Below are 25095 nucleotides of genomic sequence, written 5' to 3'. Positions count from 1 at the left end.
AGCGCTTGCCCGCGTCGCACCCCTCGAATTGCCCTGGCCGTATAGGTTAGGTTTCGGCGACGCGGCGGTTTCCGAGCCCGAAGAGGGGGTGGCCGTTGAGCGAGTGGGAGCCGGCCACCGAGGCCGAGGTCGCCATGCGTGACGCGCTGCGCGCAAACGACCAGGAGCAGTACTTCCGCATCCTGGCGCGCACGGACGTCCTGCTGCCGATCTCCCCCGAGAGCTCACCGTCGAGCGACGGCGGATGGGGCACGTGGACGACCGAGGGTCGCACGCACGTGCTCGCGTTCACGTCGCCGTCGGCGCTGCACGAGTGCCTCGCGGGCCACCCGGGCACGCACCGCAGGGTGCCTTTCCAGGACCTCGCCGGCATCTGGCCCAACGTCGACTGGTGGCTCGCGGTCAACCCGGGACTGCCCATCGAGGGGTACCTCCCGTCGTGGTTCGTCACCCAGATCAGCCGCGGCGACGTGCGACTGCCGGGTCGCACCCTCGGCGCCCGGGCCCGCATCGAGCAGGCTTCGTCGCGCACCCGGGCGGTGGCCCAGGTGCCGCTGCGCAGCGTGCCGAACCAGCCCGCGCCCACGCCGATCGAGCGCCAGCGGATGCGATCCGACCAGGGCGGACCCTCCGGCCCCGGGCAGGGCGGATTCGCCGGCCCGGCCGTGCCGCCCCCGCCGGCCGTGCCCCCTTCCGCGATGCCCCCGGCCGGCACGCCGCCGTTCGCCGGCATCCCGCCGACTTCGAGTCCGCCCAGTTCGGTGCCGCCGTCGGCCGGGTCGCCGTACCCGGGGGCGGGCGGGTACCCCGGCTCCGGGCTGCCGTCCTCGCCCCTGCCGCCGTCGACCGTGCCGCCGCGCCGCGAGGTGCCGCCGCCCGATGTGGCGCCGCCCGGGGCGTTCCTGCCGACCCGCGCCGATCGTCCCGTGAACTTCGAGCGGACGATGGGCCGGTCGTCGTACGCGTCGCCCGCCACCCCGCCGGAGAACGGCGCGCCCACCTCGGGCGCCCCGACCTCGGGCGCGGGGGCCGCGCGCGGCCGGGCCTCGTTCCCGGGCGCCGGCCCGCGCGGGCTCTTCGACGACTCGGACCGCAAGTCGCTGGACGTGCCGGGCGAGCGCGAGCTCTTCTCCGGCGCGGAGCGCGGCGCCCCGGCGGCCCGCACTGACATGCCGCCCCGGCCGCAGAACCCGTTCCGCCAGCCGACCCCGCCGGTCGGCTCCTCCGGCCTGCCGTCCCGGCCGCTCGGCGGCGGCGGTGCACCGGACCTTCCCACCCGTCCCCAGGGCGGCTCGGATCTGCCCATGCGCCCGCAGCAGGGTGGCGCGGACCTGCCCATGCGCCCGCGGGGTGGTTCGGACCTCCCGGGCCGGCCGCAGGGCGGGTCGGACCTTCCGGGTTGGCCGCAGGGCGGGTCGGACCTTCCGGGTTGGCCGCAGGGCGGGTCGGACCTTCCGGGTCGGCCGCAGGGCGGGTCGCTAGGCGGCGCCGAGGACCCGAACGGCGACCCGCGCCGGTACTGGCCGCGCCGCGAACCGGCCCGCAGCCTGGGCGAGATCTACACCGAGCACGCCGAGCCGGTCATCCCCGCCGCGTGGCAGCCGCCGCCGGACCTGCCCCTGGCCTCGGGCCCGCCGCTGCCGACCCGTCAGCCGCAGGCCAGCCGCCCCGACGCCGACCCGCCGGCCTTCCGCCCGGGCGGCACCCTGCCCCAGCGCCCGCCCGGGGACGCGCTCCCGCAGCGCCCGGCCGGCGATGCCCTGCCCCAGCGCCCGGCCGCCGCCGAGCCGCCGTCCGCGTTCCTCGGAAGCGACTCGCTGCCCCAGCGTCCGGTCTCGGGCGATCCGTCCCCGTTCCGGCCGGTCGGCGAGTCCCTGCCGCAGCGTCCGGCGCAGGGCGAGCCCGCCGCGTACCGTCCCGCCGGGGATGCGCTCCCGCAGCGTCCCGTCTCGGGTGAGCCCTTCCCGCAGCGTCCGGTGTCGGGTGAGCCTGCCGCGTACCGTCCCGCCGTCGACGCGCTCCCGCAGCGCCCCGTCTCCGGTGAGCCCGCGCCCTTCTTCTCGCCCGGTCTCGACGAGGACACCCAGCCCGTCAACCCCGGCTGGACCGGCTCCGCCGACGTCCGCCCCGGCCGTCCCGGTCTGGCCGCCCGCAGCGGCGACCCGTTCCGCGACGACGACCCCGCCGCCCCGCTGCCCTTCGACCGCCCGGTCTTCGACCGTCCCGGCTTCAGCCGCCTCGACGTCGAACACCCCGAGGTGGACGAGACCCCGAAGCCCTTCGGCGGCGTCGCCGCGGGCGCCCGCAGCGCCGGCTTCGGCAAGGCCGACCTCGACGACCACCCCTTCTTCGCCGACGAGCCGGCCCCGTCCTACGACCCGTTCGCCCCGCGCCAGGAGCAGGAGTCGCCGCGCGATCCGTTCGCTCCGCGTCAGGAGCAGGAGCCGTCCCGCGACCCGTTTGCCCTGCGCGAGGAGCAGGCCCCGCCGCGCGACCCGTTCGCTCCGCGTCAGGAGCAGGAGCCGTCCCGCGACCCGTTTGCCCTGCGCGAGGAGCAGGCCCCGCCGCGCGACCCGTTCGCTCCGCGTCAGGAGCAGGAGTCGCCCCGCGACCTGTTCGCTCCGCGCCAGGAGCAGGAGCCGCCGCAGCCCGAGGTCCGCGAGAACAGGGAGCACCTGTTCAGTGGCAGGGCCGAGGTACAGTCCGCGTTCTTCCAGGAGACCGCGGAGCCGCAGCGATCCCTCTTCGGTGACCCCCGCGATCCCGAGCCGCCCCGCCGCGAGGAGGAGCAGCGCCCGTTCTTCGACGACGAGCCGGCGCTGCGCCCGTTCGACGCCTTCGACGCCTTCGCCGACTCCCGGCCGCCCGCCGCCGCGGAGCCGCAGCCCAGGGACCCCTACGCCGCCCTGGCCGACCTCGGCCCGGACGTGGCCGAGCGGAGGGACCCGTACGCCGCCCTGGCCGACCTGCGATCGGACGAGGCCGAAGAGGCACGGCAGGCCCCGGAGGCCCAGCCCGTCGCGGAAACCCAGCCGGTCGCGGAGGTCCCGCCCGCTGCGGAGATCGCGCTGGTTGTGGAGATCCCGCCCGCCGCGGAGGTCCCGCCGGCCCCGCCGGTCGAGGAAGAGGACTCCAAGGAGAACACGGGCTCGTTCTTCCTCATCGGCGCCCGCGAGGAGAAGCCGTCCACCCCGGACCCGTCCCCCGAGCTGCGCTCCTTCTTCGAGGACGGCGCCGCCGAACGCCCCGACTTCCAGCAGGCCGCCGCCGAGACGTCCTGGGAGTACGAGCCGGCGACGTACCACGTCGAGCCCACCAGGGAGCCGACCCGCGAGCCGGTCTACGAGCCGGAGGTCGTGGAGGAGACCCCGGTCCGGCTGCGCGAGGACATCGTCGACGCCGAGGTGGTCACCCCGGCCAAGGCCGCCGACTTCGCCCCGGCCAACAACGTGGAGCGGGACCTGTTCGAGGCGGTCCAGGCCAACAGCACCGACCGGTTCCTGTCGACGCTGCTGCTGGCCAAGGTCCTGATCCCGTTCTGGACCGGCGACGGCCCGGTCGAGCCGGCCAACTGGCGCACCGAGCACATGAACGGCCTGCCCCACCTGGTCGTCTTCACCTCGCCGGAGCGCATGCGGGAGCGGCTCGGCGAGGAGGCCGAGGGCAGCTGGATCAAGTTCACGCGGCTGATCCGGAACTGGCCGCCCGGCGACCAGCTGGCCTTCGCCATCAACCCGGAGTCCCCGGCCGGCGCCGTCCTGCCCGGCACCGAGGTCGTCCAGCTCGCCACCTGGGCCACCGAGCTCGGCCTCGGCGTCGATGACCCCGAGGACCAGCCGGTCGAGGCGCACCGCGAGGAGCCCAAGCCCGCGCCGCGCCCGACGTACGAGCCGCCGACGGACCGCGAGCAGGTTATGCAGAAGCCGATCTCGCCCGAGCAGCTCTCGCACTACCTCGAGCGCAACTACGACCGCGTCTCCGGCTTCGTGCACCGCGCCGGCGAGGTCGCCCACCTCGAGACGCCCGAGCAGCTGTACAACGCGCTCGGCCTCGGCTACGCCGGGTCGTCGTTCAAGCCCGACGCCGAAGAGGCCTACGTGCTGCGCTGGATCGCCTACCGCGGCGACCTCTACCGCATCCCCTACGGCGGCCAGTCGCACGACGCCATGCGGGCCATGGAGGGCTGGGTCATCGAGCGCCCGCCGTTCCGCGGCAACGGCTTCGCCCCGAGCGAGACCGGCGACGTGATCGCCGAGTTCAAGGTCGACAGCGCCCGCCTGCCGCACCACGCCGAGCTGTGGCGCGTGCGCCGCGACGGCCGGCAGGAGCTCATCGCCCGCCTCGACGCCGACGGCCCCCTCTGGCGAAAGAACAACTTGTGATCCGCGACGGCTACGCGGCCCGCTGGCACGGCGCCGAGTACGAGGCCAGCCCCGACGGCGACGACGTGCGCCTCTACCGCCCCGACGCGAGCGACGGCTTCGACGAGGTGCGCCCCGGGCGGTACCGCCGCATCGTCCACCGCACCGAGGTCGACGACCTCGTCTACGTGCGCACCACCTGCTTCTGGCGCGACCAGCCGTTCATCGTCCTGGGCGAGCACGACGGCTGGCTGCGCGTGGAGTACACCGGCGGCCGCGCTCCCGTCGCCGCCGAACTGGGCCTCGAAGAGTTCGACTACGGCGTCTACCAGGGCTGGGCGCCCCGCGCCGAAGTAAGTGAGCTGCGCGAATACCGAGTTTGAAGCCATGTATGGCTCCGGTCCGCGTCACTTGCGGACCGTTGCTCCCGTCAGCGCCTGGTCTGGGTCGATCAGAGCGAAGCCTTATCGAGCCAGACTGGGCGAATCGGTCGGCCCCTGGGGGCCTCCCTGCCAGCTTCGCGGTGCCAAGAACACACCGCTATCCGGCCTTGGCCCACCGGAGGATCTCGCCGGTGACCAGGTCCGGCTGCTCCAGGTGCGGGAAGTGCGCGGCGTTCGGCAGCAGCCGCCACTCGTACTCGGCCAGCACGTAGCGCCCCGAGCCCTGCGCGGTGCGTGGCAGTACCGCCGGGTCGAGCGCGCCGTGCAGCTGGAGCGTCGGCGCCGTCACGGGCTGCTGCAGGAGCTTCACGAAGCGGTACCCCTGCAGCCGCAGCGCCGAGCGCACCGCCCACCGGTACGTTTCCATCGCACAGAAAGCCGCCTGCGGGATCTGCATCGCCGCGCGGCAGCACCCCTCGTAGTCGCGGTACTCCTCGCGGGTGACCCAGTCCGGCGCCCCCCAGCGCCGCAGGTACCCGCCCACCAGCTCGGCGTCGTCCCGGGTCAGCACGTGCTCGAAGCGCGGCACCTGGAAGCGCAGCACGGGCTTGGCCGCGGCCAGCTGCCCGCGCGGGTCGGCGGCAAGGCCCGCCCGCAGCCGCAGCGGGTGCGCCGCGCCCATCACGACCAGCCGCCGGACCATCTTCGGGTGGAAGGCGGCGGTGGCCCAGCCGATCATCCCGCCGTACCCGCCGCCGACGAGGATCGCGCTGCGCTCGCCCAGCGCGCGGATCAGCCCGGCGACGTCGCCGGCCATCGTGTACCCATCGTAACCACGCGGTGGCTTGTCGCTGGCCCCATAGCCGCGCAGGTCCACGGCCACGGCTCGGAAACCGGCGTCGGCCACGGCCGGCAACTGGTTGTGCCAGGCGTACCAGAACTCGGGGAAACCGTGCAGGAACAGCACGAGCGGCCCGGTGCCCGCCTCCACCACGTGGAAGCGCGTGCCATTCGCGCTGACGAAGCGGTGCGACCACGGCCCGTCGATCATGACGCACGTGTCGTCAACCGAGCGGTTCATGTCGCTCAGCGTAGGGCTTTTGCCGTCGAATTCCCGCCATGCGACCGGCTAACGTTCAGCTCATGGCGCCGCCGATCCCCCTAATCGAGGTATCCGGTACTCCCCGTGACTGCGGCATCGCGTACGGTGCCGCCGCGGCCGGCCTCATCGCCGCCAATACGGTCAGTTATATGGCCCGCTTCGCCGCCGTCGCCGGCCTCGGCGCCGACCGCGTCCGCGAGTACGGAGCGTTGTTCCGCGCCGCCTCCCACCGTCACGCCCCACGGGTCGCCGAGATGCTCGACGGCGTGGCCGAGGGCGCCGGCGTCCCGGCCGAGGAGATCTACGCCCTCAACGGCCGCACCGAGCTGATCTACGGCGCCACCGGGGCCTCCGAGTGCACCGCCATCGGCGTGCTCGACGACCGCTCCGCCGACGGCCACACCACCCTCGCGCAGAACTGGGACTGGCACCCCGACCAGCGGCCCTTCGCGCTGCTGCTGGCCACCCGCGACGAGCTCGGCGCCGAGGTGCTCGCCCTGACCGAGGCCGGCATGCTGGCCAAGGCCGGGATCAACGACGCCGGCCTCGGGGTGTGCGTGAACATGCTCACGAGCGCCCAGGACCGTCGCGACGGCGGCGTGCCGTACCACGTCCTGCTCCGCGCCACCCTGGAGGCCCGCCACCTCGGCGCCGCCGTCAAGGTCGTCTGCGCCACGCCGCGCGGCGCGAGCATCAACCTGCTCGTCGGGCAGGCCTTCGGCGACGGCACCCCGGGCGAGGTGATCGACTTCGAGGTCGCCCCGGACGACGTCGGCTTCCGGTACCCGGTCGACGGCATCCTCACGCACACCAACCACTTCGAGGAGCCGGCGCTGGCCGCGATCGACACCCTGCGCGCGATCGGCGGCTCGTCGTTCTTCCGCGCCGCCCGGGCCCGCCGGCTGCTCGGCCCCGGCCCGATCGACGAGGCCCGGCTGCACGCCGTGCTGCGCGACCACGGCGGCCACCCGCAGTCGATCTGCCGCCACGACGAGCCGGGCGCCGCCGAGGCGGACCGCACCGAGACCCTGTTCTCGCTCGTGCTCGACCTGGACGAACGCCGTATGTCGATCGCCGCCGGGCCGCCGTGCGGCGGGGCGCCGTACCACGACCTCTGGGTCGGCAAAACCGGCTGAATCGGGGCGCGTCGGCAACTGCAACGCAGCCTTAAATGTATCTGTGCTGATGTCTGCCCCCGGGCCTGTTGTTACAAATGTTTCAGCAGTTCAATGACGGCTTACACGCTTCGGCGCAGACACTGGTGACCTTGGGTCACCGGCCGAGTCTTAAGTCTCGATCAGCGCGCTTCAGTCATGGGTTGAAGGCCTCCTGAGCAGCCACTACCTTCCGGTGACGACACCGCCCGCCCCCTTGCGCTGATCGGGACCTGTAGATGAACGAGCGTTACGACCCGTACGTCGACTCGTACTACGAGGCCGGCTACGAGGACCAGACCGGTCGCTACGACCGGCGGGGCCAGGGTGACCCCCGCACCGGCGATCCCCGCTCCACGGGCGGCCCGCGCGGCTACGGCGCGATGCCGGCCGACCGCGGCGGCTCCGGTCCGCACTTCTACGACCCCAGCGCGATGCCCCGCGGCCGCGGCGGCCTGCCCGACCTCGACGATGACGACGACTACGACGACGAGCCGTCGAACTGGCGCCGCCGCACCGCGATGATCGCCATCGGCGGCGGCGCGGCCGCGCTGATCGGCGGCGGCGCCTACGCCGTCACCCAGTTCTTCGGCAAGGGCGCCCACCCGGCCGGCACCAGCGCCGACGCCGCCGACGCGGTCGCCGACAACACCGTGCCGGCGTACGTCGACCAGAACCAGAGCCTCATGAACGGCAACGCCGGCCTGGGCATCCGCAAGAACACCCCGACCACCGGCTCCTCGTTCGGCACCCCGTCCGACGCGGCCAAGAACGCCACGGTCAAGGCCAACACCGTGCTGCCGAAGAAGGACCCGGCCCGCCACCTGGCCAGCCGGCTCACGTTCGGGCCGAACACCAAGGTCATCAGCGATATCAACAAGCTGGGCATCAACGGCTGGATCGACAAGCAGCTCAAGCCGGAGACGATCCCGCTGACCCGGGGCGAGCAGAAGGCCGACGCCGAGCTCGTCACCTACAAGCTGAGCTACGACCAGCTCAAGGCGCAGCGCGATGACCTCGACAAGAAGGGCATCCACGCCGACGACGAGAACGTCCGGTACACCATCGCCAAGCAGCTGTTCTCCGACCGGCAGCTCTTCGAGATGATGTGCGACTTCTTCAACGACTACCTGCACGTCGCGGCGTTCCACGACGGCAACGAGCTGACCCGCGCGTCCTTCGACCGCGACGTCATCCGCAAGTACGCCCTGGGCAACTACGTCGACATGTTCGTCGCCGCGAACAAGCACCCCGCGCTGCTGCGCTACCTCGACCAGCAGGACTCGACCAAGGACCAGATCAACGAGAACCTGGCCCGCGAGAACCTCGAGCTCTACACGGTCGGCGCGTTCAACGGCTACAACGAGACCGACGTGCGCCAGGCGGCGATGCTGCAGACCGGCCGCAGCATCCGGGACAACCAGTACATCTACCGGCCCGAGCAGCACTACGTCGGCCCGGTGAAGATCATGGGCTTCTCCCACCCGAACGGCGACGCGGCGGGCGGCGAGGCGGTGCAGGAGGCGTACTTCCGGTACATCGCGCTGCACCCGAACACCGCGCGGTACATGGCGCAGAACCTGGCCACCCGGTTCGTCTCCGACGTCCCGCCGAAGACCCTCGTCGACGCCATGGCGAAGACGTACGTCGACAAGAAGAGCAACATCCCCGCCGTACTGATGACGATGCTTTCCCGGACGGAGTTCTGGGAGTCCGTCGGCCAGAAGGTACGCCGGCCCGGCGAATACCTGACCGCCACGTACCGCGCGCTCGACATCGGCGCCGACGCCCCGGCGAGCTTCACGTCCAACAACACGAACATGAGCCCGATGGCCCAGGGCCTCGGCGACATCATGCGCAAGCTGGAGGAGTTCGGCCACGCCCCGATGGAGCTGCCGACCCCGAACGGCTACCCCGACGTGTACGTCGCGTGGACCTCGGCCGGCACGATGGTCAACCAGTGGAACGACGCCTACACCGCGATCACCGGCGGCCGGCGCCAGTTCACCTGGCAGAAGCCCGAGGCGCTCATCGCCAACCCGCCGGCCACCGCGGGGGCCTACCTCGACGCGCTCACCAAGAAGCTCATCAACGTGACCCTCGACAACGATCGCAAGACCGCGATCCTGCACATCGTCAGCCCGACGATGACCGCCACCACCCCGGTGGACGCCACCTTCAACGGCGGTATCGCCGCGGTCGTGCGCGCGATCTTCGCCACTCCCCACCACCACCTCCGGTAGGCGGCACATCATGGAGAAGCCAGTGCGGAAGCAGAAGTCGCTCCACCCGGAGTGCCCGGACCTGCTGCGGCTCGGTCCCAACCGGTTCGAGGCCGCGCTGCGGGCCGAGGCGGTCGCGGTGCAGGAAGAGCAGAAGAGCGTCCGGAATCGGTACCTCGACCTCTCCCGCGAAGAGGACGCGCAGGAGGACGGCCGGGGCGTGACCCGGCGCCGCTTCGTCGTCGGCGCCGCGGCCACCACCACGGCCCTGGCCACCAGCCAGTTCCTGACCACGCAGGCGTCCTTCGCGGCCACCCCGACGGGCACCCTCATCCACGTCTTCCTCTACGGCGGCGCGGACGGGCTGTCCCTCTTCGCTCCGATGAACGACGCGACGCTGACCCGGGTGCGGCCCAGCTTCACGCTGCCGGAGAACACGTCGATCCCGCTCGACCGCGGCTTCGGCCTCAACGAGTCCTTCGCCCCGCTGAAGAAGTACCTCGACGCCGGCCAGTTGGCGTTCATCCCCGCCGTCAGCGACCGCCGCCTCGACCGCAGCCACTTCGCCGCGACCGACATCTGCCAGCTCGGCGGCCTCCCCGCCGAGACCGGCGGCATGGGCTGGCTGACCAACCTGGCCGACAAGCTCGGCCCGGGCACGGCCTTCCGCGCGGTGGGCATCGGCTCCACCCTGCCGAGGTCCCTGGTCGGCGGCGGCGGCGCCCTGGCCCTCAACAGCGTGGCGTCCCTGAACGTCAACGGCGACGGCAAGTTCAAGCAGCCGACCGTCGACGCCATCAAGTCCCTCTTCACCGGCGTGAACCACCCGATCGAGGCCCCGGTGAAGGCCGGCATCGACGCCCTGACCCTGGCCAGCAAGCTGGCGCAGGAGGGCTACACCCCGGCGAACAGCGTCAAGTACACCGGCGTGGGCAACGCCTTCAAGGAGCTCGCCCAGCTCATCAAGGGCGGCGCCAACGTCCGCATCGCCACCGTCGGCATGGGCGGCTGGGACACCCACGAGAACCAGGGCACCCGCGGCGGCTACGTGGCCCAGCACTTCGGCGAGCTGGCCACCGGCATGGCCGCCTTCTTCGACGACCTGGGCCCCGACCTCTCCCAGAACGTCACCATCATGGTCTCGAGCGAGTTCGGCCGCCGCGTCGCCGAGAACGGCGGCGGCACCGACCACGGCCACGGCGGCGGCGTCATCGTCCTGTCGGGCAAGAAGCTGGCCGGCAAGCTCCTCGGCACCTGGAACGGCCTGGATACGCTGGTCAACGGCGACCTGCCGGAGATGAACAACATGTTCTCGGTCTTCGGCTCGGTCGCACAGGGCCGCTTCGGCCTGACCGATGCCGAGGTCGGCCAGATCTTCCCGCGCCAGACCTACACACCGGTAAAGATCTACGCGTAGCTCCACCTACGCGTACCAATAGGGGCGGCCCCGGTCCCGGGGGCCGCCCCTATTTTTCCAGCTCGCTCCGCTCGCGCCGGGGGAGCTTCGCTCCACCCGAACCCCCTCAAAACCTGCGGCGGCGTTTCCCAGGCACGAATGAGTGCTCTGTGCCCCGGGCGGTGTTCCCTCCCGCGGAGCAGGCAAGACCGCACCTTTGCGCGTGCAGTCGCATGATCTCGGAAGCGCTGTTGCGCTCTGCGTCGGCGCTGCGTGTGACGGCCGTTGTGTGCGGCAGCGCGCCCCGCCCCGCGTGTTGGTCGAGGCGACTTAGCTCGCCGCGCGTTGTCGGCGCCGGTATGGCGTGATCGTGGTTCGTGGTCCTGGTGCAGGCGTGCTGCGCGGTCGTGGTGCGGAACCCGGCGCAGGGCCGGGTTCCGCGACCGCGGGGATCAGTCCTCCGACTTGCCCGACTGCAGGCCGGACGAGATCAGGTCCATGACCGTCGAGTCCTGCAGGGTGGTGACGTCGCCCAGGCTGCGGTTCTCGGCGACGTCGCGGAGCAGGCGGCGCATGATCTTGCCGGAGCGGGTCTTCGGCAGCTCCGCGACGAGCATGATCTGGCGGGGCTTGGCGATCGGGCCGAGGGTCTTGGCGACGTGGTTGCGCAGCTCCTGGATCAGGGCCTCGCCCGCCTCGCCGTCGGTCTCGACGCCGCCGCGCGGGATGGTGAAGGCGACGATGGCCTGGCCGGTGGTCGGGTCGGTGGCGCCCACGACCGCCGCCTCGGCCACCTTCGGGTGGCTGACCAGGGCCGACTCGACCTCCGTGGTGGAGATGTTGTGGCCCGAGACGAGCATGACGTCGTCAACCCGGCCGAGCAGCCACAGGTCGCCGTCCTCGTCCTTCTTGGCGCCGTCGCCCGCGAAGTACATGCCGTCGAAGCGCGACCAGTAGGTCTCCTTGAAGCGCTGGTCGTCGCCCCAGATGGTGCGCAGCATCGAGGGCCACGGCTCGCGGAGCACGAGGTAGCCACCGCCGCCGTTGCCGACCGAGCTGGCCTGGTCGTCGACCACGTCGGCGCTGATGCCGGGCAGCGGGCGCATCGCGCTGCCGGGCTTGGTCGCGGTGACGCCGGGCAGCGGCGAGATCATGATCGCGCCGGTCTCGGTCTGCCACCAGGTGTCGACCACGGGGCAGCGGTCGCCGCCGATGTGTTCGCGGTACCACATCCAGGCCTCGGGGTTGATCGGCTCGCCGACCGAGCCCAGCAGGCGCAGCGAGGACAGGTCGAAGCCCGCCGGGATGTCGTCGCCCCACTTCATGAAGGTGCGGATCGCGGTCGGGGCCGTGTACAGGATCGTCACCCCGTACTTCTGCACGATCTCCCAGAACCGCCCGCGGTGCGGGGTGTCGGGCGTGCCCTCGTACATGACCTGGGTGGCGCCGTTGGACAGCGGCCCGTAGACGATGTAGCTGTGCCCGGTGACCCAGCCGATGTCGGCCGTGCACCAGTAGACGTCGCTGTCCGGCTTGAGGTCGAACACCGCGTGGTGCGTGTAGCTCACCTGGGTCAGGTAGCCGCCCGTGGTGTGCAGGATGCCCTTGGGCTTGGCCGTGGTGCCGGACGTGTAGAGGATGAACAGCGGGTGCTCGGCGTCGAAGGCCTGCGCGGTGTGCTCGGCGGAGGCGGTCTCGACGACCTCGTGCCACCACAGATCGCGCGAGCCGTCCCAGTCGATGTCCTGGCCGGTGCGGCGCACCACGAGGACCTTCTCCACGCTCGGCGTCCTGACCACGGCCTCGTCGACGATGCTCTTGAGTCCGCTGGGCTTGCCCCGGCGGAAGCCGCCGTCGGCGGTGATGACGACCTTGGCGCTGGCGTCGTCGATGCGGCCGCTCAGGGCGTCGGCGGAGAAGCCGCCGAAGACTACGGAGTGGGTGGCGCCGATGCGGGCGCAGGCCAGCATCGCGACCGCCGCCTCGGGGATCATCGGCAGGTAGATCGCGACCCGGTCGCCGGCGACGACGCCGAGGTCGGTGAGCGCGTTGGCGGCCTGGCAGACCGAGCGGTGCAGGTCGGCGTAGGTGATCGTGCGGGTGTCGCCCGGCTCGCCCTCGAAGTGGATGGCGACCTTGTCGCCGCGGCCGGCCTCGATGTGGCGGTCGAGGCAGTTGTACGCCACGTTGAGCTGTCCGCCGATGAACCACTTGGCGAACGGGGGGTTGGACCAGTCGAGCACCTGGTCCCACTCCTTGGCCCAGCTCAGCCTGTGCGCCTGCTGCTCCCAGAACGCGAGGCGGTCAGCTCGGGCCTCGGCATAGGCCCCCTCGGTGACGTTGGCGGCGGCAGCGAACTCGGCAGGCGGCGGGAACTGCCGTGTTTCGTTGAGAAGGTTTTCCAAGGTCTCGCTCATCGGTGATGGCTCCTCGATGTGGTCCAGCTCTCGCAAGCAGGCTAGTTCGGGGGTACGACAGAAAAGAAGCGGCCTCTTCTCTAAACTTTGTTCACAGTAGTGGCACGATACCGTCTTGGGGTGCCATCCGACCCGCTCGCACCGTTGCTCGACCTCGCCGACGTGGCCCCGGCCCTCGAGAAGGCCCGGGCGGCCGTCGACGCCGCCATGCGCCACCGCGCCCTGCGCCGCTCGGGCGGCCCGGTCGCCGCGGAGGTCGCCCTGCGCACCTCCGTCGCCAGCGCCGCGCTGGACACCCACGGCTTCGACCTGGAGGGCGTGCGGGCCGGGGTGGTCACCGACCCCGTCGTGCACGGCGCGCTGCGCGCCACGGCGGCCCTGGACGGCCTGACCGGCACCTGGCCGAAGGCGCCCCGGCAGGTGCTGGCCAAGCTGCACATCCTGGTCGCGCGGGACGTCGTCGCCCCCGCCGAGCTCGGCCGGCCGCTCGACCCGGGCGCGGCGCCCCGGCTGGACGGCCTGGCCGCCCTCGTCTCCGGCGGCACGAGCGCTCCGGTGCTGTTGCAGGCGGCCGTGGTACACGGGGAATTGCTGGCCCTGAAGGCCTTCGCCGGTCCCAACGGCGTGGTGGCGCGGGCCGCGGCCCGGCTGACGCTGGTGGCCGGCGGGCTGGACCCGCGGGGCCTGCTGGCGATGGACGTGGGGCACCGCAGTCGCGAGCCGGAGTACGTCGGCGCGGCCAACGCCTTCGCCACCGGCACCCCCGATGGCCTGCGGTCCTGGCTGCGTCACTACGCGGCGGCGGCCGAGCGGGCCGCGGAGGAGCTCGGCGAGATCTGCGAGCAAATCACTGCCTGAGCACAGAGACGGCGCCTCGATGGGAAGAGGCGCCGTCACCCACGTCCGTCCGGGTTACCAAGCGTGCACCTCAAGTCCGTTGGCAGCGGTCCTTGCGGATCCGCTGTAACGCGCCTTACCGCGGCTGATCGCTCGTGGGTGCCCGGCGGCCGTGCACGAGGTTTTGACCTCGCTCTTCTTTTCTACGCCGGACAGGCCACGATCGGAACCCCTGCCTTGCAGAATGTGACTGTTGGGGCTCGCGTGGCGACGCAGCGTGAGCGTCAGCCCGTGGCGGCCGCGGCGAGTTGCGCGGTGCGGGCCCGGCGGTACTTGCTGTAGATGGCCAGCCCGATCGCGACCGCCGCGCCCAGGCCGAGCGCGGCCGCGGCCATCGGCACGGCGGGCCGCTCCCGCAGCCGGCGGCCCAGCGGGATCGGGTGGCGGAAGTCGAGCATCGGCCAGCCGCGCTCGACCGCGATGCGCCGCAGCCCCCGGTCGGGGTTGACCGCGGTCGGGTGCCCGACGAGGCTGAGCAGCCCGGCGTCGGTCACCGAGTCGGAGTACGCGTAACAGGCCGCCAGGTCGTAGTCGCGCTCGGCGGCCAGCTCCTTGACCGCGACGACCTTGTTGGGGCCGGCGGCGTAGAAGTCGATCTCGCCGGTGTAGCAGCCGTCCTCGCCGACGTTCATGCGCGTGGCGATGATGTCGGTGATGCCGAGCTGCTCGCCGATGGGTCGGACCATCTCGTCGCCCGAGGTCGAGACCAGCACTACGTCGCGGCCGGCCGTCCGGTGCTCCTCGATGAGCGCGGCCGCCTCGGCGTAGATGTACGGGCTGATCAGCTCGTCCAGCGTCTCCCGCACGATCTGGCGCACCTGCTCGGCCCGCCAGCCTTTGACCAGCGCGGCGAGGTAATCCCTGGTGCGGGCCATGGACTGCTCGTCGGAGCCGCCGCCCACCCGGAAGATCAGCTGCGCGTAGGCGCCCTTGATGACGTCGCGGCGGCTGATCAGCCCGTCGCGATAGAACGGTCGACCGAAGGCCAAGGCGCTTGACTTGGCGATCACCGTTTTGTCCAGGTCGAAAAACGCGGCGCTACGCCCCACGGCGGGCAAGTGTAGCGTTGCGAGAGGCCCTGTGGCGCCAAGACTTGACCAAAGACCGTCCAAAGCACGACTGGATCACGCTGGGCTCGCGGCCCGTCACGCCAGCGTTACCCCAGAGTGAAATATTGATTGGTGTCCTGGGCGTGTTGTCGGCCGGTCCTACTCGACGTATGCCGGTCGACTCAGGCATGCTTATGTTTGCGACGCGGTTTCATGTCGGCTAGACGGAGACCTCGTTATTGACCCTCGGCGGTTGCACCCCCCGTGACCGCTGAGAGGGTTCGGCTCGACCCCCCCGGAGCCGAACCCCCGGCGACCCCCGTCACCCCCCGGCGGGGGTCGTCCCCTCTGTAGGGCGTTTCCGTGCAGGTTGCCGGATTTCTGCCACCTGGCCTTTCGATCGTGGTCGGCGGCTTTCCACTAACGGCGGCAGATAGCCAGCATTGACGCCCGATGCTTTGTTGAGCGTTCACGGTTGCGCGTGCACGCCCCGACTTTTTTCATTCGGTACCGCCGCAAGTCCATGCCCGTCATGGGCGGATTTGTCGCGGTTTTCATAGCAGATCAACTTCGCCTGTGGAGGTTATCCACAAGCACTCGGTTATCCACAGATCGGGCCCCGACGGCGAGCGGACGACCGCCGGATGGCGTCAGGGTGGGCGCGCACTTTGCCGAACCGCTCAGACCGTGGAGCCTGCCGTGCACCGACCTTTGCTCGTCTGCGACGACCCCGACCTGCTCGACGAGGTCGTCTTCCTGGCCGCCGATTTCGCGCTCGAGCTCGACGTGGCGCCCGGCCCGGAGGCCGCCCGCCGCCGATATCCGGGCGCCCCGCTGGTGCTCATCGGGGACGGGTCCGCCCCGGCCTGCGCCCGGGCGCGGCTCCCCGAGCGCCCCAACGTGATGCTGCTGAGCCGCAGTCATGGGATGGATCGGCTCGTCGCGCTGGCCGAGGCGATCGGCGCCGACCACATCGTGCGGTTTCCGGACGGGGTGCGGTACCTCGCGGGACAGCTCCTGCGCGTCTCCACCGACACGGCCATGGTCACCGCCGCCCAGGGCCGCGTCCTGGCCGTCGTCGGCGGGCGGGGCGGCGCCGGGGCGACCGTGCTGGCCGCCGGCCTCGCGATGACCGCCGGCGCCGCCGGCCTGCGCTCGCTGCTCGTCGACGCCGACCCGCTCGGCGGCGGCGCCGACCTGGTCCTCGGCTGGGAGGACGTGGCCGGCCTGCGCTGGCCCGCCCTGGTCGGCGGGCGGCCGGCCGCACCCATCGACCCGCCCGCCCTGGACCGCGCCCTGCCCAGCCGGGGCCCCGTGGCCGTGTTGTCCTGCGACCGCAACGCGCCCGCCGGCCTGCCCGGCGAGGCGATGGCCGCCGCGCTCGAGGCCGGCCGCCGCGGCCGCGACCTCGTCGTCGCCGACCTGCCGCGCCGCCTCGACGAGGCCGCGGTGCTCGCGCTGCGGGCCGGCGACCGGGAGCTGCTGGTCGTGCCGGCCGAGCTGCGGGCCTGCGTGGCGGCGGCCCGGGTGGCCGCGACGCTCACGCCGCACACCGACGCCCTGCACGTCGTGGTGCGCGGGCCGGCGCCCGGGAAGCTGCGGGCCCGGCACGTCGCCCGGTCGCTGGGGCTGCCGGTGGCCGGCACGCTGCGCGCGGAGCGCTCGCTGCCCCGCCGGCTCGAGCGCGGCGCCCCTCCCGCCGCGGGCGGTCGCGGACCGCTCGCCGCCCTGTGCCGCCGCATCCTCGGCGACCTCGGCCTGAAGACCGGAGCGGCGGCATGAGCACCGGTGCCCGCGCGCGCCGGATAGTCCCGCCACGCGACCCGAGCCGGCGGCCGCGGATGGCCACGGCGTCCGCGCTGGACGGCCCGCCCAACCCGTGGGCCTTCACCGAGGCCGGTCCGGACCAGGTCCTGACGCCGGACGCGATCCTGCCCGCCGACCGTCCCGACGACGACCTCCGGCTCGGCCCGGACGACGCACAGGGCCTGCCGTACGGCAGCGCCGCGCGGAACCTGACCGAGCGGGTGCAGGCCCGGATGGCGGCCGACGGTATCGAGATCAGCCCGGAGGCGGTGGCGGCCGCGGTCCGGCTGGAACCCAGCGCGGCCGAGATCCCCGCGCGCTCGCTGCGCGAACTCGCCTCGCGCCTCGCCGGCGAGATGACCGGGGCCGGGCCGCTGGCCCCGCTGCTCGCCGACCCGGACGTGACCGACGTGCTGGTCAACGGCGTCACCGTCTGGGTCGACCGCGGCGGCGGCCTACGCCGGGTCCTCGGCACGCTGCGTGACGAGGCGGAGGTGCGCAAGCTCGCCAAGCGGCTCGCCTCCAACGCCGGCCGCCGCCTCGACGAGGCGAGCCCGTTTGTCGACGCGTGCCTGCCCGACGGCACCCGCATGCACGCGGTGCTGCCGCCGATCGCGATCGGCGGGCCGTATCTCTCGCTGCGCACCTTCCGCCGGCGCGCCTTCACGATCGACGAGCTGGTCTCCTGCGGCACCGTCGACCCGGGCGCGGCGAACCTGCTGCGGGCGGTGGTGGCGGCGCGGCTGCCGTACCTGGTGACCGGCGGCACCGGCACCGGGAAGACGACGGTGCTGGCCACGCTGCTCTCGGCCGTGCCGCCGGGCGAGCGCCTGGTCGTGGTGGAGGACGCCGCCGAGCTGCGGCCGGCCCACCCGCACGTGGTCTGCCTGCAGAGCCGCGCGGCCAACGTCGAGGGCGCCGGCATCGTGACCCTGCGCGACCTGGTCCGTCAGGCGCTGCGCATGCGCCCCGACCGCCTGGTCGTCGGCGAGTGCCGCGGCGCCGAGGTAGTGGACCTGCTCGGCGCCCTGAACACCGGCCACGAGGGCGGCGCCGCGACCCTGCACGCCAACTCCCCGGCCGACGTGCCCGCCCGCCTGGAGACCCTGGGCCTGCTGGGCGGCGTGCCGCGGGCCGCGCTGCATGCGATGGTCCTCTCCGCCCTGCGGGTCGTCGTGCACCTGCATCGCGACCGCTCCGGGCGCCGCGAGCTCACCGAGGTCTGCGTGATCGCCCCCGACCGGGACCGCCACATCGCGGGCGTGCTGACCGCCTGGCGCCGCGGCAGTGGGCCGGGCCCGGGCGCGGGCGAACTGGGCGACCTGCTCACCGGGCGCGGCATCGATGTGCCGAAGCCCGAGGTGTACCGGCGCTACAACCCGGCTGGAGGTTGGACATGACCCCTGTCGACCTGGCCCTGACCGCGGGCGCCGCGCTCACGGCCGGCTGGGCGGTCTACCTGCTGCGCCGCCGCGGTGCCGCCCGGCGGCTCGCCCGCCTGACTCGCGCGGCCGTCACGGCGGAAGAGTCCCCGACTCGCGGCTCGACCTCCGGCTTGACCGGCGGTCGGCGGGCCGAGCGGGTGCTTCTGCGCCGTCCGGTGCCGGCGACGGCCGCGGTCGTCGCGCTGCTCGCTGGCCCGGCGCTCGCGCTGGCCGGCCCGGTTGCCGCGCTCGTGGCCGCCCTGTATGCGCTGATGGCACTGATCGCCCTGCGCCGCCGCCTGGCCCGGCGGGAGGCCGAGCAGCGCGTGGCCGCCCTGCTCGACGCGCTCGACACCACCACCGAGGAGCTGCGCGCCGGGATCATCCCGGACGGCGCCGCGGCGGCGAGGGGCGCCCGCGGCCCGCACCCGATGCGTCGGGCCAGGCGGGCCGGGGCCGCGGTGGAGGTGGCCGGGGCGCGGCTCGACGCGGCGTGCCGGCTGAGCGAGGCCCTCGGCGTACCCCTCGCCGACCTGCTGGACCGGGTCGACGCCGACCTGCGCTCCGGGCAGGCGTTGCGCATCGCGGCGGCGGCCCAGCTGTCCGCCGCCCAGGCCACGACCGTGGTCCTGCTCGCACTGCCGCTGGCCGGCCTGTGGGTGGGTGCAGCCATCGGCACCCACCCGGCGCGGCAGCTGCTCCACACCCCGCTGGGCGCCGCCTGCGCCGTGGTCGCGGTGACCCTGCAGTGTGGCGGGTTCCTGTGGACCGGCCGGATGGTTCAAGGCGCGACCGCGGAGGTGCGCTGATGCTCGCCTGGCTGCGCCGGCCGCAGGAGATCGCGGCCGGTCTCGGCGTGGAGCTGGCGGGCGGCGGCCGGACCACGTACACGGCGGTGCTCCACCTCCGCCTTCCCGGCGCCCACCTGTCCCACCCCCGGTCGCTGACGGTCGGCCTGGCCCTCAGCACGGCGCGCGGCAGCCGGACCTTCACCGCCGTAACGGAGGTGTCGGAGTGATTGCCCGTAGCGGCGAGGTGGGCGTCCCCAGCCGCGGCAACGACCTCGCGCCCGGCCCGGGCGGCGGCGCCGGCGGGGCCGGCGGTGCGGCGATCGGGGCTTGGGTGCGGTGGCCGGTGGCGGTGCTCGCCGGACTCGTCATCGCGCTCGCGATCGGCGGAGTGGCCGGCGTGGTGGTCGGGCTGGTCGTGGCCGGCGGGTGCGGGGCGCTGCTCGGGCGGGTCGAGCCGGCCCGGGTGCGGCGGGAGCGGGCGGCGGCGCGGGCCGACCTGCAGATCGCGGCCGGCCTCCTCGCGGCGGCGCTGCGGGCCGGGGCCCCACCGGATCGGGCCGCGGTCGCGGTCGGGGAGGCGCTCGGCGGGCCGGTCGGGGCGCGGCTCGCCCGGGTCGGGCGGGCGCTGCGGCTCGGGGCCGAGCCCGGGGCGGCGTGGGGGCACCTGGCCGACCTGCCGGGCGGGGCGCGGTTCGCCCGGGCCGCGGCCCGCAGCGCCGAGCACGGGCTCGCGCTGACCCGGACCCTCGACCGGCAGGCGACGGACCTGCGCGTCGCGAAGGCGGCCGCCGCCGATGCCGCGGTCCGCCGGGTGGGGGTGCTGGCCGTGCTGCCGGTCGGCCTGTGCTTCCTGCCGGCCTTCGTCCTCACCGGGGTCATCCCGGTGGTCATCGCCGTGGTCCACGACGTGCTCGCGGCGCTGTGAGAGAAACCGTTCGAGAAGGAGACAAGCATCAATGTTCAACATCAAGTCCCGCCTCCTGGCCGTGCGTCGCGGCGAAGAAGGGTCGATCAGCGTCGAGTACGCCCTGGTGATGGTCGTCTGTGTCATGCTCGCCGGCCTGCTGCTGGCGATCGTCACCTCCGACGACATGCGCGCCCACCTGACCGCCCTCGTGATGCGGAACGTCGGATGAGCGCCCGTCACCGTCGCCCGGCGGGGGTGTCGGCGCCGGCGGGAAGGGCCCCGGCCTCGGTCGCCGGGCGGCGACGGCGGCGGGCGTCGTCGTCCTCGGCGAGGGCGCAGGAGGTGACGTACCTCGCGAAGATGGCCGCGGGCAGGGCATCGCGCCGGTCGGCGTCGGCCGCGATCGCGGTTGCCGCAGACACCGGCGAGGTCGCGAGCTCGGGTGAGGGCCGGGCCGCCGGTGAGGATTTGGCGGGTGAGATCGTCGCGGCGTCTCTGGTGCGGAGGCGGCGGTGGAGTTCGAGGCATCGCCAGGGCCGCGACGGCGGATCGGCGGCGCTCGAGGTCGCGCTCATGGTGCCGGTGGTGCTGGTGTTCCTGGTGGTGTGCGCGTCGGCGTACACGGCGCTGTTCACGAAGCTGGACTGCGTCGACGCGGCCGGCACCGCGGCCCGGGCGGTGGCCCGCGGCGAGCCGGTGCCCGATCTGGGCAAGGACGCCGAGGTGGCGGTGGTGCGCGACGGGGATCTGGTCCGGGTGACGGTGCGGATGAGGGTGCCCGCGCCGATGCCCTCCGGGTTCACCGTCCAGCAGGAGGCGGTGGCGATGGCGGAGCCGCCGGTCACGGTACTGCCGTGAGCCGGGTCAGCGGCGACCGCGGCTCGGCGTCGATCCTGATGCTCGCCGTCGTCCTCGCGATGGTGCTGCTGACGGTGGCGACCCTGGCCGCGGGCGGGGTGATCGTCGCGCGGCACGTGGCCCGGAACGCGGCCGACGCCGGGGCGCTCGCGGGGGCGATGTCCGCGGCCGGGGGTGAGCGGGCGGCGTGCGCGGCGGCCGGGCGGCTGGCGGCGGAGAACGGGGGGCGGCTCGCCGCCTGCAGCGTTGCTGGGCCCATCGTCACGGTGACCGTCGAGGTACGGGCACCCACCGGCTTGGCCGCCCGAGCCAGGGCACGCGCCGGCCCGGCCGCAACCGCATGACATCCGCACCCACGCCGACCGGGTGAAAAGGCCGGCCCGAGTGAAAGGCGGAGCCGTGCCGACGGAACGGCCGGCCCGAGTGAAAGGCGGAGCCGTGCCGACGGAACGGCCGGCCCGAGCGACATGCGGGGCCGTGCTGACCAGGTGAACGGCCAGCCCGAGCGACATGCGGGGCCGTGCCGACCAGGTGAACGGCCAGCCCGAGCGACGGGCGGGGCCGTGCCGACCGGGTGAAGAGCCGACCCGAGTGAGAGGCGGGGCCGATCGGGTGAAAAGCCGGAGGACTTCGGCGGCGGCCACGTGGCGGGCGGACCAGCGCCCGACCAAGTGAGACACCGGTCCGGTGCCGACCCGGGTGACGAGCTACGTCCGGCGGCGGCCGAGTGACCGGCGGATCGGCGCCGACCGGATGGCGCGCCGGTCCGGCCACCCCCGAGCACGAGGGTGGCCGGACCGAGGCGACGAGCCACGAGATGAGGAAGGAGGTGAAACCCAAGTAGGTGAGGCCGGGCGCTGTAGGGGTCGTCGTTGGGCACACAGGTTGCCCCCGCGGCGCTCGGCCGAGCCTTGATGCCCCGAAGGGCCCGGGAAGAGGGGGAGAGGCGTCAGGCCGGGTTCGGCAGGTGGGAGAGGACCAGGGACAGGAGGCGAGCGGCCTCGGGCTTGTTCAAGGGGTTGTTGCCGTTGCCGCACTTCGGGGACTGCACGCACGACGGGCAGCCGGTGTCGCAGCGGCAGGAGGTGATGGCCGAGCGCGTGGCGGTCAGCCAGGTCGCGGCGGTCTCGAAGGCGCGTTCGGCGAAGCCGGCGCCGCCGGGGTGGCCGTCGTACACGAAGATCGTGGGCAGGGCGGTGTCGGGGTGGGCCGCGGTCGACAGGCCGCCGATGTCCCAGCGGTCGCAGGTGGCGACGAGGGGGAGGAGGCCGATGGCGGCGTGCTCCGCGGCGTGCAGGGCGCCCGGCCACTCGACGGAAGGGATGCCGGCCTCGTCCAGGGCCGAGGGGTCGATGGTCCACCACACCGCCACGGTGCGCAGGATGCGCTCCGGGAGCTCTAGCGGGCAGGTCTCGATGACCTCGCCCGAGATCAGGCGGCGGCGCTGGTAGCTCACCACCTGGTTGGTCACCTCGACCTCGCCCAGCGACAGCGTCACCGGGCCGGCTTCGAGCGAGGCGCGCACGCCGAGGATGGTCAGCGAGGTCACGTCGCGCGGGTGGGTGCTCCAGTCCGGGTCCTCGGCGTGCACGAGGGCGGTGGAGTCGGCGAGGTCGAGCTTGTCCACCACGTAGGTGCCGCCCTGGTGGAGGTACACGGCGCCGGTGTGCACCTGGTGGTGCGCCGAGCCGGAGTCGACCGTGCCCAGGAGGCGGCCGGTGGAGGACTCGACGACGGAGACGGGGCCGGCGCCGTCGCCGCGGATGTCGACGTCCGGGCGGGTGCGCTCGGTCCAGTACCAACCGGTCGGGCGCTTGCGGAGGAAGCCGGCGGCGACCAGGGACTCCAGCACGGCCTCGGTGCCGGGCGGGAAGATGTCCAGGTCGGAGCGGGTGAGCGGGAGGTCGGCGGCGGCGCAGCACAGCTGCGGGGCGAGGACGTGCGGGTTGGCCGGGTCGAAGACGGTGGCCTCGACCGGGCGGGCGAAGAGGGACTCCGGGTGGTGCACCAGGTAGGTGTCCAGGGGGTCGTCGCGGGCGATGAGGGTGCAGGTGGCGGCGCGGCCGGCCCGGCCCGCGCGGCCGGCCTGCTGCCACAGCGACGCGAGGGTGCCGGGGTAGCCGGCCATGAGCACCGCGTCGAGGCCGGTGAGGTCGACGCCCAGCTCGAGGGCGTTGGTCGAGGCCAGGCCCAGCAGGCGGCCCTCGAGGAGGTCCCGCTCCAGGGCGCGGCGGTCCTCGCGCAGGTAGCCCGACCGGTAGGCGGCGACGAGGGAGCCGCTGCCGGGGACGGCCTCGTCGAGGTGGCGCCGGGCCATGGTGGCGACCAGCTCGGCGCCCTTGCGCGAGCGGACGAACGCCAGCGTGCGCACGCCCCGGGCAACGGCGTCGGCCAGGAGGTTGGCCGTGTCGCTGAGGGCCGAGCGGCGCGGGCCGTCTGGGGTGATCAGGGGCGGCTCCCAGAGCTTGAACGTCACCTCGCCGCGCGGGGAGGCGTCGTCGGTGAAGGCCGCCGCGGGCAGCCCGGTCAGGCGCTGGGCCGACTGCGCCGGGTCGCCCGCCGTGGCCGAGGCCAGCACGAAGCACGGCGTGGCGCGGTAGCGGGCGGCCAGGCGGCGCAGCCGGCGCAGGATGTGGGCCACGTGGGAGCCGAAGAGGCCCCGGTAGGCGTGGCACTCGTCGACCACGACGTAGGTCAGCCCGCGCAGGAAGCGGGCCCAGCTCGCGTGGCCGGGCAGGATGCCGTGGTGCAGCATGTCGGGGTTGGTGAGCACCACCCGGGCGTGCTGGCGGACCCAGTCGCGCTCCTCGCGGGAGGTGTCGCCGTCGAAGGTGGCCGGGTACACGCCGGGCAGGCCCAGCTCGGTGAGCACGCGCAGCTGGTCGGCGGCCAGGGCCTTGGTCGGCGCCACGTACAGCACCGTGGCTCGCGGATCGCCCAGCAGCCGCGACAGGGCGGGCAGCTGGTAGGCCAGCGACTTGCCGGAGCCGGTCCCGGTGGCGACCACGGTGTGGGTGCCCTCCCAGGCGGCCGTCGCGGCCTCGGCCTGGTGCCGCCACGGCCGGAACCCGAACGCCGCACGGACCGGCTCGGGCACCCACTCCGGCCAGGGGACGACGACGCCCTCGCGGCGGGGCAGCGTTTCGGTGTGGAGCAGCACGCCCAGAACTCTAAAACACCTGTTCGAACCGAGATATGTGGTACACGCCAGCGCGATGTGGGAAAGGGGGTGGAGCGTCGCCTGACTCGGGCGTCGATGGTTAGATGCCCGTGGAGGGCATGCACGTTCTGGCCGCCAGAGGAGGAGGTCCGCATGGAGCTGTCGTTGTCGACGTACGACTCCGGCGACCATAAGGTGCTCGAGGTCGGCGGCGAGGTGGACGTCTACACCGCCCCGCGCCTGCGCGAGAAGCTCGTGGAACTGTCGGAGCAGGGCGCACGGCACGTCGTGGTCGACCTCAGCCGGGTCGAGTTCCTCGACTCCACCGGCCTGGGCGTGCTGGTCGGCGCGCTCAAGCGGCTCCGCGCGGTGAACGGCTCGTTCGGGCTGGTGTGCTCGCACGAGCGCCTGCTCAAGATCTTCCGGATCACCGCCCTCGACCGGGTGTTCTCGCTGTACGACACCGTGGACGCCGCGACCGCCGCGAGCGGCGCGGGCGCCGAACCCCCGGTGTAGGTCCATGCCGACGGTACGACTCTCCTTCTCGCCGGCGCCGGCCCACGTGCGCACGGCCCGCCTCGTCGGCGTCGCCGTCGCCCGGCGGGCCGGCGTGGCCGAGGAACTGCTCGAGGAGGTCCGCCTGGCGATCGGCGAGGCGTGCTCGCGGGCCGTGGCGCTGCACCGTTCGCACGGCCTCGACGCCCTGGTCGACGTCGCCATGGCCGACGGCGACCGTTTCACTGTCCGGGTGGTCGACCGGGCGGCCAACGGCGCGACGGTGAGCCGCGAGCCGCAGGACGAGGCTGTTGTCCTGCTGTCCGACCCCGCCCTGCCGCTGACCACCCCGCCCGACCTCCTCGCGGAGGAGGCGGTGGCCGCCCGCATGGGCCTCGCCCTGCTGGCGGGTCTCGTCGACGACCTGAGTGTGTCCGAATTATCCGAGGGTGTCGGAACCGAGGTCCGGATGTCCTGGCCTCTGGAGCACCCCGGCGATCGACCTGCGTGACCAAATCGACAGAATGCGATTTGTATAAACGCGCAAGTCGGTGTGACCACTGACACGCCTGACGGCTAGAGTACGGCGATCGTGTATGACGCCCCAGGTCACTGGGTACCTCGGTCGTCCAACACGGGCTCCCCGAGTGGAGAACCGCCGCCGGCCTGACCG

21 protein-coding genes are annotated in these 25095 nt (G+C 73.3%); 16 read left to right on the top strand and 5 right to left on the bottom strand.

Annotated elements, in window-relative coordinates:
- The first annotated feature begins 95 nt into the window (after positions 1–95).
- Together ABD352_RS48450 and ABD352_RS48445 are read left to right on the top strand one after the other, a co-directional pair.
- Positions 96–4382, top strand: coding sequence for an SseB family protein (locus ABD352_RS48450; protein ID WP_344619423.1), 4287 nt, complete (start codon positions 96–98; stop codon positions 4380–4382).
- On the top strand, positions 4379–4744 hold the full coding sequence (locus ABD352_RS48445; RefSeq protein WP_344619422.1) for a hypothetical protein: 366 nt from the start codon (positions 4379–4381) through the stop codon (positions 4742–4744). Before ABD352_RS48450 ends, ABD352_RS48445 begins: the two co-directional genes overlap by 4 nt.
- 157 nt (positions 4745–4901) lie before the next feature.
- On the opposite strand, the gene ABD352_RS48440 is transcribed toward ABD352_RS48445, so the two are convergent.
- Positions 4902–5825, bottom strand: coding sequence for an alpha/beta fold hydrolase (locus ABD352_RS48440; protein ID WP_344619421.1), 924 nt, complete (start codon positions 5823–5825; stop codon positions 4902–4904).
- A gap of 38 nt (positions 5826–5863) precedes the next feature.
- Between ABD352_RS48440 and ABD352_RS48435 the strand changes: the two genes are divergently transcribed.
- The 3 genes from ABD352_RS48435 to ABD352_RS48425 all read left to right on the top strand — a co-directional run bounded on the left by ABD352_RS48435 (position 5864) and on the right by ABD352_RS48425 (position 10639).
- A complete protein-coding gene (locus ABD352_RS48435; RefSeq protein ID WP_344619420.1) occupies positions 5864–6982 on the top strand; it encodes a C45 family autoproteolytic acyltransferase/hydrolase in 1119 nt (372 codons plus the stop codon).
- A 257-nt stretch (positions 6983–7239) separates the two neighbouring features.
- Entirely contained in the window at positions 7240–9243 is a 2004-nt protein-coding gene (locus tag ABD352_RS48430; protein WP_344619419.1) for a DUF1800 domain-containing protein, read from the top strand.
- Between the two features lie 22 nt (positions 9244–9265).
- A complete protein-coding gene (locus tag ABD352_RS48425; protein WP_344619418.1) occupies positions 9266–10639 on the top strand; it encodes a DUF1501 domain-containing protein in 1374 nt (457 codons plus the stop codon).
- A gap of 431 nt (positions 10640–11070) precedes the next feature.
- Here the strand turns inward: ABD352_RS48425 and acs are convergent, their stop codons facing one another.
- Positions 11071–13035, bottom strand: coding sequence for an acetate--CoA ligase (acs, locus tag ABD352_RS48420; RefSeq protein WP_344619417.1), 1965 nt, complete (start codon positions 13033–13035; stop codon positions 11071–11073).
- A 120-nt stretch (positions 13036–13155) separates the two neighbouring features.
- Between acs and ABD352_RS48415 the strand changes: the two genes are divergently transcribed.
- Entirely contained in the window at positions 13156–13893 is a 738-nt protein-coding gene (locus tag ABD352_RS48415; RefSeq protein WP_344619416.1) for a Fic family protein, read from the top strand.
- 263 nt (positions 13894–14156) lie between these two features.
- Here ABD352_RS48415 and ABD352_RS48410 read toward each other — a convergent pair whose 3' ends face one another.
- The gene (locus tag ABD352_RS48410; RefSeq protein ID WP_344619415.1) at positions 14157–14990 is read right to left on the bottom strand and encodes an HAD family hydrolase; all 834 of its coding nucleotides are present in this window, start codon (positions 14988–14990) and stop codon (positions 14157–14159) included.
- A gap of 690 nt (positions 14991–15680) precedes the next feature.
- Here ABD352_RS48410 and ssd point away from each other — a divergent pair.
- The 6 genes from ssd to ABD352_RS48380 are packed head-to-tail and all read left to right on the top strand — an operon-like array spanning position 15681 to position 20138.
- Positions 15681–16763 carry a septum site-determining protein Ssd gene (ssd, locus tag ABD352_RS48405; RefSeq protein ID WP_344619414.1) on the top strand — a complete coding sequence of 361 codons (1083 nt, stop codon included), beginning with the start codon at positions 15681–15683 and terminating at the stop codon, positions 16761–16763.
- Positions 16760–18187 carry a TadA family conjugal transfer-associated ATPase gene (locus ABD352_RS48400; RefSeq protein ID WP_344619413.1) on the top strand — a complete coding sequence of 476 codons (1428 nt, stop codon included), beginning with the start codon at positions 16760–16762 and terminating at the stop codon, positions 18185–18187. Before ssd ends, ABD352_RS48400 begins: the two co-directional genes overlap by 4 nt.
- Entirely contained in the window at positions 18184–19020 is an 837-nt protein-coding gene (locus tag ABD352_RS48395; protein ID WP_344619412.1) for a hypothetical protein, read from the top strand. The genes ABD352_RS48400 and ABD352_RS48395 overlap by 4 nt, the downstream gene beginning before the upstream one ends.
- Positions 19020–19229: a hypothetical protein gene (locus ABD352_RS48390; protein ID WP_344619411.1), complete on the top strand. Its 210-nt coding sequence runs from the start codon at positions 19020–19022 to the stop codon at positions 19227–19229. Before ABD352_RS48395 ends, ABD352_RS48390 begins: the two co-directional genes overlap by 1 nt.
- Positions 19226–19927 (top strand): type II secretion system F family protein, encoded by a 702-nt coding sequence (locus ABD352_RS48385; RefSeq protein WP_344619410.1) that lies wholly within the window; start codon positions 19226–19228, stop codon positions 19925–19927. The genes ABD352_RS48390 and ABD352_RS48385 overlap by 4 nt, the downstream gene beginning before the upstream one ends.
- A gap of 31 nt (positions 19928–19958) precedes the next feature.
- Complete coding sequence (locus ABD352_RS48380) at positions 19959–20138, top strand: DUF4244 domain-containing protein (protein ID WP_344619409.1); 180 nt, start codon at positions 19959–19961, stop codon at positions 20136–20138.
- Positions 20139–20145: 7 nt separating this feature from the next.
- On the opposite strand, the gene ABD352_RS48375 is transcribed toward ABD352_RS48380, so the two are convergent.
- Positions 20146–20331: a hypothetical protein gene (locus tag ABD352_RS48375; protein WP_344619474.1), complete on the bottom strand. Its 186-nt coding sequence runs from the start codon at positions 20329–20331 to the stop codon at positions 20146–20148.
- A 151-nt stretch (positions 20332–20482) separates the two neighbouring features.
- Here ABD352_RS48375 and ABD352_RS58035 point away from each other — a divergent pair, with 151 nt between their 5' ends.
- Both ABD352_RS58035 and ABD352_RS48365 read left to right on the top strand, forming a co-directional pair.
- Positions 20483–20767: a TadE family type IV pilus minor pilin gene (locus ABD352_RS58035; RefSeq protein WP_486303857.1), complete on the top strand. Its 285-nt coding sequence runs from the start codon at positions 20483–20485 to the stop codon at positions 20765–20767.
- On the top strand, positions 20764–21111 hold the full coding sequence (locus tag ABD352_RS48365) for an Rv3654c family TadE-like protein (protein ID WP_344619408.1): 348 nt from the start codon (positions 20764–20766) through the stop codon (positions 21109–21111). Before ABD352_RS58035 ends, ABD352_RS48365 begins: the two co-directional genes overlap by 4 nt.
- Positions 21112–21716: 605 nt before the next feature.
- On the opposite strand, the gene ABD352_RS48360 is transcribed toward ABD352_RS48365, so the two are convergent.
- Positions 21717–24119: a DEAD/DEAH box helicase gene (locus ABD352_RS48360; RefSeq protein ID WP_425553945.1), complete on the bottom strand. Its 2403-nt coding sequence runs from the start codon at positions 24117–24119 to the stop codon at positions 21717–21719.
- Here ABD352_RS48360 and ABD352_RS48355 point away from each other — a divergent pair.
- Both ABD352_RS48355 and ABD352_RS48350 read left to right on the top strand, forming a co-directional pair.
- Positions 24081–24443 (top strand): STAS domain-containing protein, encoded by a 363-nt coding sequence (locus ABD352_RS48355; protein WP_344619406.1) that lies wholly within the window; start codon positions 24081–24083, stop codon positions 24441–24443. The two genes, ABD352_RS48360 and ABD352_RS48355, sit on opposite strands and share 39 nt — an antisense overlap.
- Before the next feature lie 4 nt (positions 24444–24447).
- Complete coding sequence (locus ABD352_RS48350; protein ID WP_344619405.1) at positions 24448–24933, top strand: ATP-binding protein; 486 nt, start codon at positions 24448–24450, stop codon at positions 24931–24933.
- Positions 24934–25095: the final 162 nt, after the last annotated feature.

Origin of the sequence: Dactylosporangium salmoneum, from assembly GCF_039532525.1 — a bacterium.
GTDB classification, from domain to species: Bacteria; Actinomycetota; Actinomycetes; order Mycobacteriales; family Micromonosporaceae; genus Dactylosporangium; species Dactylosporangium salmoneum.
Note: the sequence above shows the minus strand (reverse complement) of the source record. Positions and strands in the feature narration are given on the sequence as shown.

What these genes read in the sequence shown, in the direction of transcription:
- ABD352_RS48440 (WP_344619421.1), bottom strand. Translation starts at nt 5,825, where the DNA reads ATGAACCGCTCGGTTGACGACACGTGCGTCATGATCGACGGGCCGTGG.
- ABD352_RS48390 (WP_344619411.1), top strand. Translation starts at nt 19,020, where the DNA reads ATGCTCGCCTGGCTGCGCCGGCCGCAGGAGATCGCGGCCGGTCTCGGC.
- ABD352_RS48360 (WP_425553945.1), bottom strand. Translation starts at nt 24,119, where the DNA reads ATGGTCGCCGGAGTCGTACGTCGACAACGACAGCTCCATGCGGACCTC.
- ABD352_RS48430 (WP_344619419.1), top strand. Translation starts at nt 7,240, where the DNA reads ATGAACGAGCGTTACGACCCGTACGTCGACTCGTACTACGAGGCCGGC.
- ABD352_RS48395 (WP_344619412.1), top strand. Translation starts at nt 18,184, where the DNA reads ATGACCCCTGTCGACCTGGCCCTGACCGCGGGCGCCGCGCTCACGGCC.
- ABD352_RS58035 (WP_486303857.1), top strand. Translation starts at nt 20,483, where the DNA reads ATGGTGCCGGTGGTGCTGGTGTTCCTGGTGGTGTGCGCGTCGGCGTAC.
- ABD352_RS48380 (WP_344619409.1), top strand. Translation starts at nt 19,959, where the DNA reads ATGTTCAACATCAAGTCCCGCCTCCTGGCCGTGCGTCGCGGCGAAGAA.
- ABD352_RS48435 (WP_344619420.1), top strand. Translation starts at nt 5,864, where the DNA reads ATGCGACCGGCTAACGTTCAGCTCATGGCGCCGCCGATCCCCCTAATC.
- ABD352_RS48400 (WP_344619413.1), top strand. Translation starts at nt 16,760, where the DNA reads ATGAGCACCGGTGCCCGCGCGCGCCGGATAGTCCCGCCACGCGACCCG.
- acs (WP_344619417.1), bottom strand. Translation starts at nt 13,035, where the DNA reads ATGAGCGAGACCTTGGAAAACCTTCTCAACGAAACACGGCAGTTCCCG.
- ABD352_RS48350 (WP_344619405.1), top strand. Translation starts at nt 24,448, where the DNA reads ATGCCGACGGTACGACTCTCCTTCTCGCCGGCGCCGGCCCACGTGCGC.
- ABD352_RS48355 (WP_344619406.1), top strand. Translation starts at nt 24,081, where the DNA reads ATGGAGCTGTCGTTGTCGACGTACGACTCCGGCGACCATAAGGTGCTC.